General features: G+C 64.1%; 12 protein-coding genes and 1 tRNA gene. 5 read left to right on the top strand and 8 right to left on the bottom strand.

What is annotated here, in order from left to right; genetic code table 11:
- Positions 1 to 155: 155 nt before the first annotated feature.
- The 3 genes from AC788_RS14760 (at position 156) to AC788_RS14750 (ending at position 4,766) form a co-directional block, all read left to right on the top strand.
- Positions 156 to 230 (top strand) — tRNA-Gln (locus AC788_RS14760).
- Positions 231 to 573: 343 nt separating this feature from the next.
- On the top strand, positions 574 to 3,495 hold the full coding sequence (locus AC788_RS14755) for a PAS domain-containing hybrid sensor histidine kinase/response regulator (RefSeq protein ID WP_082223682.1): 2,922 nt from the start codon (positions 574 to 576) through the stop codon (positions 3,493 to 3,495).
- 35 nt (positions 3,496 to 3,530) lie between these two features.
- Positions 3,531 to 4,766 (top strand): PrpF domain-containing protein, encoded by a 1,236-nt coding sequence (locus AC788_RS14750; protein WP_082223681.1) that lies wholly within the window; start codon positions 3,531 to 3,533, stop codon positions 4,764 to 4,766.
- Positions 4,767 to 4,810: 44 nt separating this feature from the next.
- Here AC788_RS14750 and dctM read toward each other — a convergent pair whose 3' ends face one another.
- The 8 genes from dctM to AC788_RS14710 form a co-directional block, all read right to left on the bottom strand.
- Complete coding sequence (dctM, locus tag AC788_RS14745; RefSeq protein ID WP_049861342.1) at positions 4,811 to 6,094, bottom strand: C4-dicarboxylate TRAP transporter large permease protein DctM; 1,284 nt, start codon at positions 6,092 to 6,094, stop codon at positions 4,811 to 4,813.
- Positions 6,094 to 6,726, bottom strand: a complete 633-nt coding sequence (locus AC788_RS14740) for a TRAP transporter small permease (RefSeq protein WP_049861341.1) — start codon at positions 6,724 to 6,726, stop codon at positions 6,094 to 6,096. Before AC788_RS14740 ends, dctM begins: the two co-directional genes overlap by 1 nt.
- Before the next feature lie 103 nt (positions 6,727 to 6,829).
- Positions 6,830 to 7,828, bottom strand: coding sequence for a TRAP transporter substrate-binding protein (locus AC788_RS14735; protein ID WP_049861365.1), 999 nt, complete (start codon positions 7,826 to 7,828; stop codon positions 6,830 to 6,832).
- A gap of 174 nt (positions 7,829 to 8,002) precedes the next feature.
- The gene (locus AC788_RS14730) at positions 8,003 to 8,827 is read right to left on the bottom strand and encodes an HpcH/HpaI aldolase/citrate lyase family protein (protein ID WP_049861340.1); all 825 of its coding nucleotides are present in this window, start codon (positions 8,825 to 8,827) and stop codon (positions 8,003 to 8,005) included.
- A gap of 36 nt (positions 8,828 to 8,863) precedes the next feature.
- Positions 8,864 to 10,063, bottom strand: a complete 1,200-nt coding sequence (locus AC788_RS14725) for a CaiB/BaiF CoA transferase family protein (RefSeq protein WP_049861339.1) — start codon at positions 10,061 to 10,063, stop codon at positions 8,864 to 8,866.
- Positions 10,064 to 10,078: 15 nt separating this feature from the next.
- Complete coding sequence (locus AC788_RS14720; protein WP_049861338.1) at positions 10,079 to 11,428, bottom strand: MmgE/PrpD family protein; 1,350 nt, start codon at positions 11,426 to 11,428, stop codon at positions 10,079 to 10,081.
- Between the two features lie 10 nt (positions 11,429 to 11,438).
- Positions 11,439 to 12,602 carry an acyl-CoA dehydrogenase family protein gene (locus tag AC788_RS14715; protein WP_049861337.1) on the bottom strand — a complete coding sequence of 388 codons (1,164 nt, stop codon included), beginning with the start codon at positions 12,600 to 12,602 and terminating at the stop codon, positions 11,439 to 11,441.
- Between the two features lie 33 nt (positions 12,603 to 12,635).
- Positions 12,636 to 13,508, bottom strand: a complete 873-nt coding sequence (locus tag AC788_RS14710; RefSeq protein ID WP_049861336.1) for an FAS1-like dehydratase domain-containing protein — start codon at positions 13,506 to 13,508, stop codon at positions 12,636 to 12,638.
- Positions 13,509 to 13,626: 118 nt separating this feature from the next.
- On the opposite strand from AC788_RS14710, the gene AC788_RS14705 reads away from it, so the two are divergent.
- On the top strand, positions 13,627 to 14,523 hold the full coding sequence (locus tag AC788_RS14705; RefSeq protein ID WP_049861335.1) for a LysR family transcriptional regulator: 897 nt from the start codon (positions 13,627 to 13,629) through the stop codon (positions 14,521 to 14,523).
- A gap of 116 nt (positions 14,524 to 14,639) precedes the next feature.
- The gene (gene nhaA / locus AC788_RS14700) at positions 14,640 to 16,010 is read left to right on the top strand and encodes a Na+/H+ antiporter NhaA (protein ID WP_082223680.1); all 1,371 of its coding nucleotides are present in this window, start codon (positions 14,640 to 14,642) and stop codon (positions 16,008 to 16,010) included.
- The last annotated feature ends 18 nt before the right edge of the window (positions 16,011 to 16,028 follow it).

Raw genomic sequence — 16,028 nt, 5'->3', positions numbered from 1 at the left:
CTGCACCGTTTGAAGCCGGGTACGGTGACGCCGGAAAGCAACCGGCTGTTTTTGAAGAATATTTATTGCAATTGGGGTTTCCTGCGCGAAAGAAACCTGATAAATTCCCGCTCGTTCATGCAGAGGCCAGCAACTGGCTTTCTTGCACCGGATACAGGGGCGTCGCCAAGCGGTAAGGCAGCAGGTTTTGATCCTGCCATGCGTTGGTTCGAATCCAGCCGCCCCTGCCATTATCCACGTCATATCGACACTGCACATGAACCCGGCACATGACGTGCACCTTCTGCTTCACCTTCCTGTTCGCACATGATTTCTCCACCTGCTGTACACGCTCGTCTCGTTTTCAAGATGCGTGGCCTGTTCAGGGTATGGCGCTGTCTGCAAGTCGTTTCACGTGAACCACCGGATACCCTTGACGCTGCGCGCGTTCGGGAACCCCGCTGCCAGGTCACTGCCTAACACACACGTAGCACTGCATTGGGTCAATGGCACCTTTATAAGGTAGTTGGAGGCGTTCTGAACGACACGACAGTTGCAGCTCGCGCATTCCAGGTCGAGCGCCTGCGCAAGGTAATGGAAGAAGCCGGTTTCGACCTGCACGATCCACACACTCATGTTGTGCTGAGCCAGTTGCAGGCCTTGGCCCGATCGCCTGCGCCCGAGGCCGCCCCCGATAAGCCCAGTCGTTCGCCGCATGTGACCGACGAGGCTCGCCAACGCGCCGTATTCGACAGCTCCATCGATTTTGCGATGGTGGTGATCGATACCCAAGGCATCGTGACCGACTGGAACATGGGGGCGACCCACGTCATGGGTTGGACCTCGGATGAGATGTGCGGCCGCAGCGCCGAACCGTTTTTCACGCCCGAAGACCGCGAGCAGGGGCGGCTGGCTTTGGAGATGCGCCTGGCGCTGCGTGACGGGCGTGCCAATGACGAGCGCTGGCATCTGCGCAAGGATGGCCAGCGCTTCTGGGCATCTGGCGAGATGATGCCGCTGTACGACGACGGCCTGCACCTGGGCTTCGTCAAGATTCTGCGCGACCGTACCAACGAGCACCTGGCCGGCTTGGCCATAAAGGAAACCCAGGAGCGCTACCGCCTGGCCGTCAAGGCCACCAACGATGCCATCTGGGACTGGGACCTGAGCGGCAACCAGGTGGTGTGGAACGAGGCGCTCGAGCAGGCCTACGGCCATCCTCTGGCTTCCGTCGAACCCACCGGTGACTGGTGGATCGGGCATATTCACCCTGACGATCGCGCGGGCGTCTATGAGTCCATTCATGCCGTGATCGACGGCAGCCAATCGGCCTGGTCCGGCGAATACCGGTTTCAGCGTCACGACGGCTCGTTCGCCGAAGTGCTCGACCGCGGGCACGTCATTCGCAATGCCGAAGGGCGGGCGGTGCGGATGATCGGCGCGATGCTCGACCTGACCCGCGTGCGCAACGCTGAAAGCGCGTTGCGGCAGAGCGAGGAACGTTTTCGCAAGATCCTGGAGAACATCGAATCGGCGTTCGCCATCGTCGAGGTCAAATTCGACGCCGAAGATCGGCCCATCGACTACTGCTTCATCGAGGCCAACCCGGCCTTCGAACGGCAGGCCGGTGTCAACCTGCGCGGGCGTTGGGTGACCGAGTTCGCCCCGGACCTGGAGCAGTTCTGGTTCGACACCTATGGCCATGTGGCCAAGACCGGCGAGCCGGCTACTTTCGAGAACTATGCCGAAGCGTTCAAACGCTGGTTCGATGTGCGAGCCGTGAAAGTCGGCCTTCCCGAAGAACGCAAGATAGCGGTGATCTTCAGCGACGTCACCGCCCGCCGCAATGCCGAGGATCGTCTGCGCACCAGTGAAGCCGTGGCGCGGGAAAACATCGAACGGGTGCAGTTGGCCCTGGCGGCGGGGGCCATCATCGGCACCTGGCATTGGCATCTGCCGACCGATCGTTTCGCGGTCGACGAAGGCTTTGCCCTGGCGTTCGGGCTGGATCCGGCGCTGGGCCGTGAAGGCTTGAGCCTGGAAACGATCGTGGCCACGGTGCATCCCGACGATCGCGAGGGCCTGAGCGCTGCGATCAGCGAAGTGATTCAGCGCGGCGGCAGTTATTCCCATCAGTATCGCGTCCGTCGGGCCGACGGCCACTATTACTGGATCGAGGCCAACGGTCGTGTCGAGAACGACGCCGAGGGCAAACCGCTGCGTTTTCCAGGGGTGCTCATCGATGTCGAGGCGCGGCGCTCGGTCGAGGCCGAGCGCGATCGCGCCTTGTCTGCGTTGCGTGCTCTCAACGATACCCTGGAACAGCGCGTGACCGAGCGTACGGTCAAGCTGATCCAGGCCGAAGAGAAACTGCGCCAGTCGCAGAAGATGGAAGCGGTCGGGCAGCTCACCGGCGGCCTGGCCCATGACTTCAACAACCTGCTGGCCGGCATTTCCGGTGCGCTCGAGCTGATGAGCACGCGCATCGCCCAAGGGCGCTGGATGGAAACCGACAAGTACATCAGCACCGCACAGGGCGCGGCCAAGCGCGCTGCAGCGCTGACCCACCGGTTGCTTGCGTTTTCCCGACGCCAGACCCTCGATCCACGGCCCACCGATGTCAATGCGCTGATGGAAGGCATGACCGAGCTGATCCAGCGCACGGTAGGCCCCAGCATTCGCGTGGAAACGGTGGGCGCGACCAACCTGTGGCCGACCTTGGTGGATGTCAGCCAGCTGGAAAACGCCTTGCTCAACCTGTGCATCAATGCCCGCGATGCCATGCCCAATGGCGGGCGCATCACCATCGAGACCGCCAACCGCTGGATGGATCGTGAGGCCGCGCGCAGTTACGACATACCCGAAGGTCAGTACCTGTCGGTCAGTGTCACCGACACCGGCACCGGTATGGCGCCGGACGTCATTGCCAAGGCGTTCGACCCGTTCTTCACCACCAAGCCCATCGGTCAGGGCACCGGGCTGGGCTTGTCGATGATCTACGGCTTCGCCAAGCAGTCGGGCGGCCAGGTGAGGATCTATTCGGAAGTGGGCGAGGGCACCACCTTGCGCATCTACCTGCCGCGCTATTACGGCGAGGTCGATGACGAGATACCGGAAACCCGCGAATCCCTGGCTGCTGCGGCCCACGCCGGAGAAACCATTCTTATCGTCGACGACGAACCGACCGTGCGCATGCTCTTGACCGACGTGCTGGGCGATCTGGGCTACACCTTGATCGAGGCGGCCGACAGCCTGGCAGGCCTCAAGCTGCTGCAATCGGACGTGCGTATCGATCTGCTGATCACCGACGTCGGGTTGCCCGGCGGCATGAACGGTCGGCAGATGGCCGACGCCGGGCGTGAGGTGCGGCCTGAGCTCAAGGTGCTGTTCATTACCGGCTATGCGGAAAACGCAGCGATCGGCAATGGCTACCTGGGGCCCGACATGCAGGTGTTGACCAAGCCGTTCGCCATGGACACGCTGGCGTCCAGGGTCCGCGAGCTGATGAGTCCCTGAGCTCTGCGGTGCTGCCCGACTCACAGGAGTAGCCGATGAACGATGTCACCTCTAACAGCTCTGGACTTGTGCCGGGCTGGCACGCTCGACGTTGGCTCGGCTCGGTCGAGGTGCCGGTGCATTACATGCGCGGCGGTACCTCAACCGGTGTAGTCCTGTGGGAGCCATTGCTGCCGACCGATACGGTTCTGCGTGAGCAACTGCTGCGCCAATTGATGGGTGTGCCTGCGGCAGGCAGTCATCCCGGCAACCGCCAGATCACCGGTCTGGGCCGCGGTCCGGCGACCAGTAACAAGGTGTTCGTGATGAACACCGAACGCGTGGACGGCCAGCTGCGTCTGGTCAGCACCCTCGCGCAACTGGCCAGTGACCATGCCGAGATCGACTGGAGCGTGAATTGCGGCAACATGTCCAGCGCGCTGCTGCTGTGGGCGCTGGATGTCGGACTGCTCCAAGCCCCGGTCGGCGGCTTGTGCGAAGTCGATATCCGCAACACCAACACAGGCGTGGTCACGACGGCGCGCATGCAGTGCGATACGCGGGGGGACTTCGTCACGGCGCAGATTCCTGGCGTGATGGGCGACTACCCCGCCGTGGACCTGTTTCTCCAGGCGCCGGTCGGCAACAAGACCGGTGCCTTGCTGCCGACCGGCGCGGTCGTCGACCACGTGGCTGGCATCGAGGTCTCCTGCGTCGATGTGGCGGTGCCGATGGTCATCGTCGATGCGCGCAGCCTGGGCAAGACCGGGCACGAACCCGTCGCATCGCTCGCGGCGGATGCGGCCTTCATGGCTACCTTGCGCACACTGTGGACCGAGGCCGGATTGAAAATGGGGCTGCGCCGCAAAGACGGTGTGCCCATGACCCGCGACGAGCTGGCGCGCAGCGAAACCATCCCCAAGATCTGCATCGTCGGCGCGCCGCGCGAGGGTGGTCATATCGCCGTACGCTACTTCACCCCGCAGACCGGTCATGCCTCCATGGCGGTGTCCGGCGGCTGCTGCCTGGCAGCAGCGTGCCTGATCCCGGGCACCACCGCGCACCAGGTGGCCCGTGACATCGCCGCTCCCGGAGCGACATTCGCGGACCTCCACGTCAGCATCGAAAACCCCGCGGGGCGTCTGGACACCACGGTGGTCGCGGCGCTGTCCGATGGGCAACTGCAGATCCGCAGTGCGGCCTACCGCCGCAGTACGCAGATTCTGATGCGCGGTCACGTGCCGCTTTATGCTGCTTCCAGCGAATTGCAGAGCGCACTGCTCGGTTCCTGATCCTGGCCCACCGAACTCCAAAGCGGCGCGGGGGGCCCGGGCCGTTACGGCATGCCCAGCCAGTTGGGCAAAGCCAGGGAAAGAAACGGCACGTAGGTGACCAGCAGCAGAAACATCAGCAGGATCGACAGCCAGGGCAGGGCGGCGCGGATGGTCTGGCCCAGGGTCAGGCCCGTTACCGCCGAGGTCACGAACAGGTTCAGGCCCACCGGCGGATGCACCAGGCCGATTTCCATGTTGACCACCATGACGATGCCCAGGTGAATCGGGTCGATACCCAGCTCCATGGCGATCGGGAAGAAGATCGGTGCCAGGATCAGGATGATCGCCGAGGGCTCCATGAAGCTGCCGGCCACCAGCAGCACGATGTTGACCATGATCAGGAAGCCCAGCGGCGTCAGTCCTTCGGACAGCACCCAGTTGGTGATCTGCTGGGGAATCTGTTCGGTGGTCAGCACATGGGCGAAGAGCATGGCATTGGCGATGATGAACAGCAGCATGATGGTCAGGCGGCCGGATTCGAGCAGTACCTTCGGGCACTCGGCCAGGCGCATGTCCTTGGAGACGAACGGGGCGATGAACGCCGAGTACACCGCCGCTACGGCGGCCGCTTCGGTGGGGGTGAACATGCCGCTGTAGATGCCGCCCAGAATGATCACCAGCAACAGCAGGCCCCAGAAGGCGCGGCGTGCGGTGGTCAGCCATTCACGGAAGGTAGCGCGTGGCTGGGCTGGGAGTTTCTTGATCCGGGCGACGATGTAGATCACCACCATCAGGATCACGCCCAGCAGGATGCCCGGAATGACACCGGCCATGAACAGCTTGCCCACCGAGGTTTCGGTGGCCGCCGAATACACTACCATCACGATCGAGGGCGGGATGAGAATGCCCAGGGTACCGGCGTTGCAGATGATGCCGGCGCCGAATTCTCGGGGGTAGCCGGAGCGCACCATGCCGGCTACGGCAATCGAGCCGACTGCTGCGACGGTGGCTGGCGAGGAGCCGGAGAGGGCGGCGAACAGCATGCACGCCAGCACCGCGGCAATCGCCAGGCCCCCGCGAATGTGACCGACGCAGGCGTTGGCGAAGTCGATCAGCCGTTGCGCGACGCCCCCGGTGGTCATGAAGGCGCCGGACAACAGGAAAAACGGTATCGCCAGAAAGGTGTAGCTGTCCGAGGTCTCGAACAACTTGATCGCCAGCGAACTCAGCGAGTCCTGACTGAACAGCAGAATGGATACCGCGCCGGAGAGGCCCAGGGAGATAGCGATGGGCACGCCCAGAAACATGAACACGAACAGCAGCAGGAACAGACAGATAACGGTCATCAGCGGTGCTCCTCGCCAGGGTTGGCCAGTTTGCTGGCTTCTGCCGCTTCGTCGGCCAGGCCCAGTCCGGTCTGCCGATGGGTATAGATGCGGTACATGATTTCCAGGTAGCGGGCGATGATCAGGGCGAAGCCGATCGGCACGATGAGTGCGATATGGCCGATCTGGATGCCGTAGCGATCCAGGTCCTCGGCGCCGATGCCGGCGACCAGCACCGCCGACACCCACTTGATGCTGGCGATCAGAAACAGGCCGGCGTACACCAGGCAGCAGCCGCAGGCGATCATCGCCAGAATGCGCTGCGCAGGCTTGCTGGTTTTCTTCACCAGCACGTCGACTCCCAGGTGACCTGCGGTACGCACGCCGTAGGCGATACCGAAGAAGATCAACCAGCCGAACAGCGCCTTGGTCAAGGCGATGCTCCAGGTCATTTCCTGGGCGTAACCCATCAGGTGGTCACCGATGCCGGCGAACAGGTCGCTGCTCCACGCCCATTTGTCGCTGAGGGTGTAGAACATCGTGTAGAGGTTGTTCAGCGCGACGTAGACGAACGTCACCAGCGTCATGGCAGCCAGCAGGAAGGCGATCATGCCTTCCTCGAAGTGCTCCCAGACTTGCCTGAGCGATTGCATAGGAATTCTCCGAGCGTCGAGAGAGCGGCCGCCGGCGAGCGGGCAGCCGCGCATGCTTCACTGGCGGCCGTAGCCAAGCCAGTGCAGGGGACAGGTCAGCCCCTCACGAGGCTTTGTTGGAGGCTTCGGCGGCCTTGATCAGGTCGGGGCCGATCTGCTCGGAGAACTTGTCCCACACCGGGCGCATCGCTTCGCGCCATTGTTGGCGTTGCTCGGCAGTGAGTGGGTCGATCTCGCTGGTCTTGGCGTCGATGATCTTCTGCCGGGCGGTCTGGTTCAGCGCTTCGGCTTGCTTGTTGACCTCAACGGTGACCTGGTCCATCAGCGTTTGCAGCTCGCCACGGACATCGTCGGGCAGGCCGTTCCAGAACTTGGAATTGGTGATGACCATGTAGTCGATCAGGCCGTGGTTGGTCTCGGTGAAGAAGGGCTGCACTTCGTGGACCTTCTGGCTCTCGTAGTTGGACCAGGTGTTCTCGGTGCCATTCACCGTGCCCGTCTGCAGGCCCTGATAGACCTCGGCGAAGCTCATCTTGCGCGGGTTGGCGCGGATCGCTTTGAATTGCTCTTCGAGTACGCTGGAGGCTTGAACGCGGAATTTCAGGCCACGGGCATCCTTGGGCAGGATGACCTTCTTGTTCGCCGACAGCTGCTTGAGGCCGTTGTGCCAGTAGGCCAGACCGTGGATGCCCTTGTCGTCCATGGAGGTCAGCAGCGCCTTGCCCTGGGGCCCTTGCTGGAAACGGTCGACTGCAGCCAGGTCATCGAACAGGAACGGCAGGTCGAAGATCTGCACCTGCTTGGTGTAATGCTCGAACTTGGCCAGTGATGGCGCAAGCATCTGCACGTCGCCCAACAGCAGCGCCTCCATCTCCTTGCCATCGCCGAACAGCGAGGAGTTGGGATAGACCTCCACCTTCACCTTGTCCTTGAGCTTGGGATCGGCGGCCACCAGTTTCTGGAACATCAGCGCGCCCTGGCCTTTGGGCGTGTTCTCTGCCACCACATGGGCGAACTTGATGACGACGGGATCGGCGGCCTGGGCCAGGGTTGCCATCGAAACGGCGGCGGCGCACAGCAGCGCCTGGGTCAGCTTGAACATGGAGATCACCTTGTTATTGTTGTAGGACAATCCATTCAGGGCGGTTTTACCGAACCAACCGGCCCTTTGCAGCGTAGGCATTTTTCAGTTTGAGGATGGCTCAATCGACGCCGTGCCGAAAATCTGTATTTGCGTAAGCCGGCGTTCGGCATTACCGAACGCTTCAGTACAGGCCTAGCCCTGTGGGGCGTCGAGCAAACGCCTGGCGCGCTGCAACACCGGCGCATCGACCATCTGGCCGTCGAACCGGAAAGCGCCCGCACCCCCGGCGGCGGTGCTGGCTGCCAGTACGGCACGGGCCCATTCCAGATCCTGGACGCTGGGTGCCAGTGCCGCATGAATCACCGCCACCTGACGCGGATGGATGCACAGTGCGCCGCCGTAGCCCAGGTTGCGCGCGTGCTCGATGGCGCGCTGCAACCCCGGCGCGTCATCAAGGACGGCGAACACCCCGTCCAGTGGCGGCAGCAGGTTGGCAGCGCGCGAATGCAGCTGCACGCTCATGCGGCTTTGGTCGAGAAAGGCTTCTGCCGATGGCGTGCCATTGTTCAGGCCCAGGTCCAGGGCCAGGTCCAGGCTGCCGAAACACAGCCGTTCGACGCCGGGGCCGTTGGCGATGGACTCCAGCGCCAGCACACCCCGGGCGCTTTCGATGATCGGCCACAGCGGCTTGCCGGCCTGGCTCGCCGTGGTCAGCTGGGCGCAGGTTTCGGCCTTGGGCAACACGACCCCGACGACACCTGGGTGGCTGGCGCAGAAAGCCAGGTCGCTGGCGTGTTCGGCATGCCCGGGGGCGTTCACCCGAACCCATACGCGGGCCGTGTCGGTCTGCTGCAGAAACTGGGCAAGATGCACCCGCGCCTGGCGCTTGAGGACCTCTTCGACGGCGTCTTCGAAATCGACGATCACCGCATCGGCGCCTGCGGCCAAGGCTTTGGCGAACCGTTCGGGGCGGCTGCCCGGCACGAACAGAGCCGAGCGAAGGGTAGGTATCGGCATGGTTCATGGTTCCCGGTGGAGGCGGTGGCAGACGGATCAGATCACGCCGGCCGCCGCCATGTGCGTCTGCTGTTCGGCTGAATAACCCAGCTCGTCAAGAATGCCTGCGGTGTGCTGGCCCAGGTCGGGGACCGCATCCATGCGCGGTGCGAACGCCGCGTTGCTGGCCGGCGGCAGCAGGGCAGGGAGCTTGCCGGACGGGCTGTCCACCTGGCGCCAACGGTCGCGCGCGGCCAGTTGCGGATGCGCCCAGACGCCAGCCATGTCGTTGACCCGGGCGTTGGCGATCTGCGCGGTGTCCAGGCGCTCCAGCACCTGCTCGACCGACAGCGTCGCAAAGCTGTCGACGATGATCTGCCGCAGTTGATCGCGGTGACGTGAGCGCTCGAAGTTGCTGGAAAAACGCGGATCGGCGGCCAGCGCCGGATCGAGCAGTACCTTCTCGCAGAACAGCGCCCATTCGCGCTCGTTCTGCAGGCCGAGCATCACCGTGCCACCATCGCCGGTGGGGAAGGGGCCGTAGGGGTAGATGGTCGAGTGCGCCGCGCCGGCGCGGGCCGGTGGTGGCGCGCCGTTGTAGGCGTAGTACAGCGGGTAGCCCATCCATTCCACCAGGCTTTCCAGCATCGACACGTCGATGCGGCTGCCGACGCCGGTCTTGTCGCGCAGCATCAGTGCCGAGAGCACCCCGGTGTAGGCGTACATGCCGGCAGCGATGTCGGCGATCGAGCAGCCGGCCTTGGCCCGCTCCTCTTCGCCGGGTCCGCCGGTTACGGAGAGGAAACCGCCTTCGCTCTGGATCAGCAGGTCGTAGGCTTTTTTCTTCTCGTAAGGACCGCCTTGTCCATATCCGGAGATGTCGCAGACGATCAGACGCGGGTAACGCGCGTGCAGCGCTTCGAACGACAGTCCCATGCGCGCCGCTGCACCCGGCGCCAGGTTCTGTACCAGCACGTCGGCCTTGGCCAGCAGTCCGTGCAGCACGGCATCGGCGGCCGCTTGTTTCAGATCCAGTGTCAGGCTCTCCTTGGAGCGATTGGTCCAGACGAAGTGCGAGGCCAGGCCGTCGACTCGCTGGTCGTAACCACGGGCGAAGTCGCCGCTGCCGGGGCGTTCGACTTTCACCACACGGGCCCCCAGATCGGCCAATTGACGGGTGCAGAAGGGTGCAGCGATGGCGTGTTCCAGGCTGATGACGGTGATGCCGTCCAGCGGACGCGGATTGAGCTCGGTCATGGGGTCACCTGTGGGTCAGATCAAATCGGTCAAGGTCTGGGCGTCGCGCAATTGCCAGATGCGGTCGATCAGCGCCTGTCCTTCGGCCGGTGTGCGTGCACCGGAAAAGGCCAGCAGGCGCAGGAACTTGGCTTCCAGTTCGGGGCGCGACAGGGTATTGCCGGGGTCGCCCTTGGGCTCGTCGATGGCGGCGCTCAGGGTACGGCCGTCAGTGGTCGTGACGATGACTCGCCCCAACCAGCGCGCGGGGTAGGCCGCATCGACCTCGGGGTCCAGCTCCATGCTGACTTTCTGGCGGAAGCCGTCGACTGCCGCATCCGTCAGCGCCAGGTCACGGAATTCGATCAGCTGTGCGCTGCCATGAACGGCGATCAGGCCCAGCACCGCGCCCATGGAGAATTTGGCCTGGTGTACCGTGCTGGGCTTGACCACTCGGCCCAGGACATCGATGGCGCCCTGATGCACGCGGGTGACCACCTTGGCGATCTGCTGGTGGTACAGCCCTTCACGCTGCATCAAGTGCAGGAGGGCATCGGCGGCCGGATGGGTATGGCGGCACGAGGCGTGAAACTTGAACGAGGTTTCCGCCAGTGCCCAGCGGCTGCCCAGGCGATCGTCCAGACGGCTGGCGTCGGCGTCGCTGGACATGCCGGCAGCCAGACCCTGCTCGCCTTCCAGGATGTTGCGCGCACCCGTCAGGCCGTCTTCGGTCATGTAGGCGGCGAGCAAGCCATCGGCGGCGGCCTTGGCGGTGTGCAACTGCTTGGAGTCGGCGGCGTCGCGCAGGAATTCCCAGAGCCCGGCCGCCTGGGTGCCGGCATTGCCCAGCAGGTTGATGAACTGCTCGCGGTCGAACCCCAGCAGTTTGCCCACGGCGACTGCAGCGGCCAGGGTGCCCACCGTGGCGGTGGTGTGGAAGATTCGATAATGGGAGCGGCCCATGAACTCGCCGATGCGGATGCCCGCTTCGTAGCCGGCCACCGATGCCAAGAGCAACTCCCGCCCCGATTTGCCACGCTCCTGCGCCGCGGCCAGCACGGCGGAAAACACCACCGTGGCAGGGTGCAGCACCGAGCTGTTGTGCAGGTCGTCCTGCTCCACCAGGTGCGACGCGGCGCCGTTGACCAGCGCGGCGAAGTAGGGCGAGGTGCCGCGACCGTTGACCAGCATTCTCGCCGGGCCGTCGCCGGGCCCCATGCGCTGCGCGTAGCGTTCGAACAAGGGGATGGGGTGGGCACCCTGGCTGGCCAGTGCCGAGCCGACCCAGTCCAGGAACAGGTCTTCGCAGCGGGCCAGAACGGGCTCGGGAATGTCGGCGTATTGCAGGTCGGCGAGAAACCGGGCCAAGCGCTGTGTGGCATTCATGGACAGGCCCTCAGAAACTGCGTGGCAGTTCGAGCAGATGCTCGGCCACGTAGGACAGGATCAGGTTGGTGGAGATCGGCGCCACTTGGTACAGGCGGGTTTCGCGAAACTTGCGCTCGACGTCGTATTCGCAGGCAAAACCGAAGCCGCCATGAGTCTGCAGGCAGGCATTGGCGGCCTCCCACGACGCTTTCGCAGCCAGGTACTTGGCCATGTTGGCGCTGGCGCCGGCATTCTTGCCGCTGTCGTATTCCTCACAGGCGCGCCAGCGCATCAGGTCGGCCGCTTCGATTTCGATGTGCGCCTCGGCAATGGGGAACTGCACGCCCTGGTTCTGGCCGATCGGCCGGCCGAATACGACCCGGTCGCGGGCGTAGGCGCTGGCCTTTTCGATGAACCAGCGACCATCACCGATACACTCGGCAGCGATCAGCGTGCGCTCGGCGTTGAGGCCGTCGAGGATATAGCGGAAACCCTTGCCTTCCTCCCCGATCAGGCTGTCGGCAGGCAGTTCGAGGTTGTCGAAGAACAGTTCGTTGGTCTCGTGGTTGACCATGTTGGCGATCGGCTGAACGGTCAGGCCCTTGCCGATGGCTTCGCGCAGATCGACCAGAAAGATCGACATGCCTTCGGATTTGCGCGTGACTTCGGCCAACGGCGTGGTGCGTGCCAGGAGAATCATCAGGTCCGAATGCTGCACTCGCGAGATCCACACCTTCTGGCCATTGATGACGTACTTGTCGCCCTGGCGCACGGCGGTGGTCTTGATCTTGGTGGTGTCGGTACCGGTGGTCGGCTCCGTGACGGCCATCGATTGCAGGCGCAGTTCCCCGCTGGCCAGTTTGGGCAGGTAGTGGCGCTTCTGCGCCTCGCTGCCGTGACGCAACAGGGTGAACATGTTGTACATCTGGCCGTGTACGGTCCCCGAGTTGCCGCCGCAGGCGTTGACTTCCTCGAGGATCACCGAGGCTTCGGCCAGGCCCAGGCCGGAGCCGCCGTATTCGCTGGGGATCATCGCCGAGAGCCAGCCGGCATCGGTGAGGGCCTTGACGAAGCTTTCGGGAAAACCCTTTTCTTCATCGATCTTGCGCCAGTAGGCGGCGTCGAATTCGGCGCACAGGGCACGAACGCCTTCGCGGATGGCATTGAGGTCTTCTTCGTCATAGGCAGGCATGTGCGGATCTCGGAGTCGGTGTTGAGTGAGCGGTTACTGGCCAGGTTGTGGCGAGCCGGTAGTGACAGTGTCGAAAGCGACATCGGCGCTCTGGGCGACACCGGCCTCGTTGCCGGCCCACAGGCGCGCCTTGCCCTGCTCGAGCAGGCAGCCGCCGAGCTGGAACGGGGTGGGTACGGTAAGGGGGCGCACGCCTCGATAGGCGAAATGCCGCACCCGCGCCTGGGGGTTGGCGTGGATGAAGCTGCGCAGCAGCAGGGTGGCGATCAGCGGGCCATGCACCACCAGACCGGCGTAGCCTTCGGTGCCGGTCACGTAGGGGTGGTCGTAATGGATCCGGTGACCATTGAAGGTGACGGCCGAGTAGCGAAACAGCAGGGTCGCAGTTGGCGTCACGCTTCCACTCCACTGCGCGGCAACCGGCGCTGGGTCACTGGTCAGCTTGGGCGGGTTCGGCTCGCGGTAGACGATGTCCTGCTCTTCGCGCAGGCACAGGCGACCGTTCTGGCTGTAGTCGTGGCGTACGGTGACGAACAGCAACGCGCCGGTGTGGCCGTGTTTTTCTTCGATGCGCAGGATGGTGGAGACACGCTCGGCAGCAGAACCGACCGTCAGTGGTTCGATGAACTCGAGACGGCCACCGGCCCACATGCGGTTGCGGTCATCCGCAGCGGGCAGAAAGCCGCCGCGCAGCGGATGCCCATCCGTGCCCAATCGACTTTCCGCGACCGGCGCCTGGAAGAAGCACCACTGCCACAAGGGCGGCAGGGGCTCGCCGTCTTTCGGCGCAGGCTCGCCGAACGTCGCGGCAATGCGTTCGACGATGTTCTGGCTCAGTACATCGCGCGCCTGCTCGGTGCGGCCCGTCCAGGCACTGTAGTCGATGGCTGAATCTGAAGCGCTCATGGTCGGCCTCTGCGTTGTTGTTGTGCAGCGATGATGCGAGGCCCGACGCATTCTGTGAATTTGCATTTGCGTAAGGCGGCGTTCATATTTGCCGAACGCCCGACGGTAGGATCCCACCATGCATTTCGACCTGGCTGACCTGCGCCTTTTCATCCACATCGGCGAGTCGCCGAGCCTGACCCAGGGCGCGCGCCGGGCGTTCCTGTCGCCGGCTGCGGCCAGCGCGCGGATCAAGGCGCTGGAGCAACAGCTCGAGACGCGTTTGCTGTACCGCGACAGCCGTGGCGTGGAACTGACGCCCGCGGGCCAGAAGCTGCTGGTGCATGCGCGGTTGATCATGCGTCAGGTCGAATACCTCAAAGCTGATTTCACCCACCTGGGGGGCGACTCGGCAGGGCACATCCGTATTTTTGCCAACACCACGGCGGTCACGGAATTTCTGCCTGAAGTGCTGGCCGGTTTTCTTGCACAACGGCCCGGTGTCAGTGTCGACCTGCAGGAGCGACTGTCGCGCGACATCGTGCGTGGCGTGCTCGACGGCAGCACCGACATGGGCATCATCGCCGGGCCGGTGGAGGCGGCGGGTTTGCAGGTGATGCACTTCAGCACCGACCGGCTGGTACTCACCGTGCCCTTGGTGCACGAGCTGGCCCAGTGCAAGCGCATCGGTTTCAAGCAGACGTTGGCGTTCCAGCACATTGGCCTGCACGAGGGCAGCACCTTGCTCAGCTTTCTGCGCGAACAGGTCGAGCGGAGCGGACAGGGGCTGTCGCTGCGCATTCAGGTGTCGAGCTTCGAAGCGATCTGCCGGATGGTCGAGGCGGGCGTGGGCATCGGCATCATTCCCGAATCGGCTGCCCTGCGGCACAGCCGCACCATGCGCCTGGTGACCATCGAACTGGACGAGCCCTGGGCAGTGCGCGAACGCAGCATTCTGGTGCGTGAACTCGAGGCGCTGCCGGGCACGGTCCGCGCGCTGATCGCCACCTTGATGCCACCCCCGCCGCCGGATTGAGATGATGCATTGCAACTTGGCCCCAGGCTTTCTATCATCGCCGCGGGTGCGCCGCTGCATAGGGTACGGCGCAGGTTAAAGTTCAGCGTTGGTCGGGCCGCCAACGGAGACTCCCCGTGTCCGAAACCAAACCGGCCGTGCCTGTCATTCCCCGCCCGCAACAGCTCACCGAGCGCGCCCTGGCGGCGCTTGAACGCTTCTCCCACATCGAGGCCGTCAGCGGCATCGTGTTATTGCTTGCCGCCATCGCTGCGCTGGTCTGGGCCAACAGCCCGGCAGCCGAGTCCTACGAGCATTTCTGGGAAACCCAGATCACTCTGGGGCTGGGTGATTTCAGCGTGTCGCGCTCGCTGCACTTTCTGGTCAACGATGGCCTGATGACCATCTTCTTTCTGGTGGTGGGCGCGGAGATACGCCAGGAAATCAAGGACGGCGCCCTGGCCAACCTGCAACTGGCGACCTTGCCCCTGGGTGCGGCACTGGGCGGCGTGCTGATGCCGGCCTTGCTCTACACCGTGCTCAACCATGGCACCGCCGCCAGCGCCGGCTGGGCGGTGCCGACCGCAACCGATATCGCCTTTGCGGTGGGCGTGCTGGCGTTGCTGGGCAAGTCGATCCCGGCCAGCGTGCGGATTCTGCTGCTGGCCTTGGCGATCATCGACGACATCGTGGCGATCCTGATCATTGCGGTGTTCTACACCGCCAGCCTCGACTACCTCGGCCTGCTGGTGGCCGTGGCCGGTGTGCTGCTGGTGCTGGTGTTCCAGCGCATGGGCATCAGCAAGGCATCTGCCTACGTGCTGCCTGGGGCGATCGTCTGGTTCGGCCTGCTCAAGACGGGCGTTCATCCCACCCTTGCCGGGGTGATTCTGGGCTTGTTGACGCCGGTCTACTCCAAGCCGATGGCCGAGCGTCCGGTGGACGTCATACGCCGCAACTTCAACGAGTTGATGGAGCGCTTCACCCCTGGCAGCGACAATCGAGAAGCGGTGGTCGAGCCGCTGCGGCAGCTGCGCGATGCGCAACGCGAAGTACTGCCACCGGTGCAGCGGATTCAGGTCGGTCTGCACCTGTGGGTCGCTTTCGGGGTCATGCCGCTGTTCGCCCTGGCCAATGCCGGGGTGAGCTTCGGTGGGGCGAACCTGGGCGATGCGATGTCGCAGCACGTGTTCGCCGGGGTGATGATCGCCCTGGTGCTGGGCAAGCCGCTGGGCGTGCTACTGGCCAGTCTGCTGCTGGTCAAGCTGAACATCTGCGGGCTGCCCGAGGGCGTGACCTGGGGTGGGGTGGGGCTGGTCGGCCTGCTCGCCGGGATCGGTTTCACCATGTCGATCTTCATCGCCGCGCTGGCCTTCACCGACCCGACCCTGCTGGCTTCGGCCAAGCTCAGCGTACTGGCGGCTTCCACGGTGGCGGCGGCGGCCTCGATCTGCGCGTCGCTGGCGTCGACCACGGTGTCGGTGTACTTCTTCAGCAGCAAGCCATAGCCCAGGTCTTTCTTGACC

The organism is Pseudomonas sp. RIT-PI-a (assembly GCF_001187875.1).
Lineage (GTDB): Bacteria > Pseudomonadota > Gammaproteobacteria > Pseudomonadales > Pseudomonadaceae > Aquipseudomonas > Aquipseudomonas coleopterorum.
This window is presented reverse-complemented; position numbering and strand designations above follow the sequence as displayed.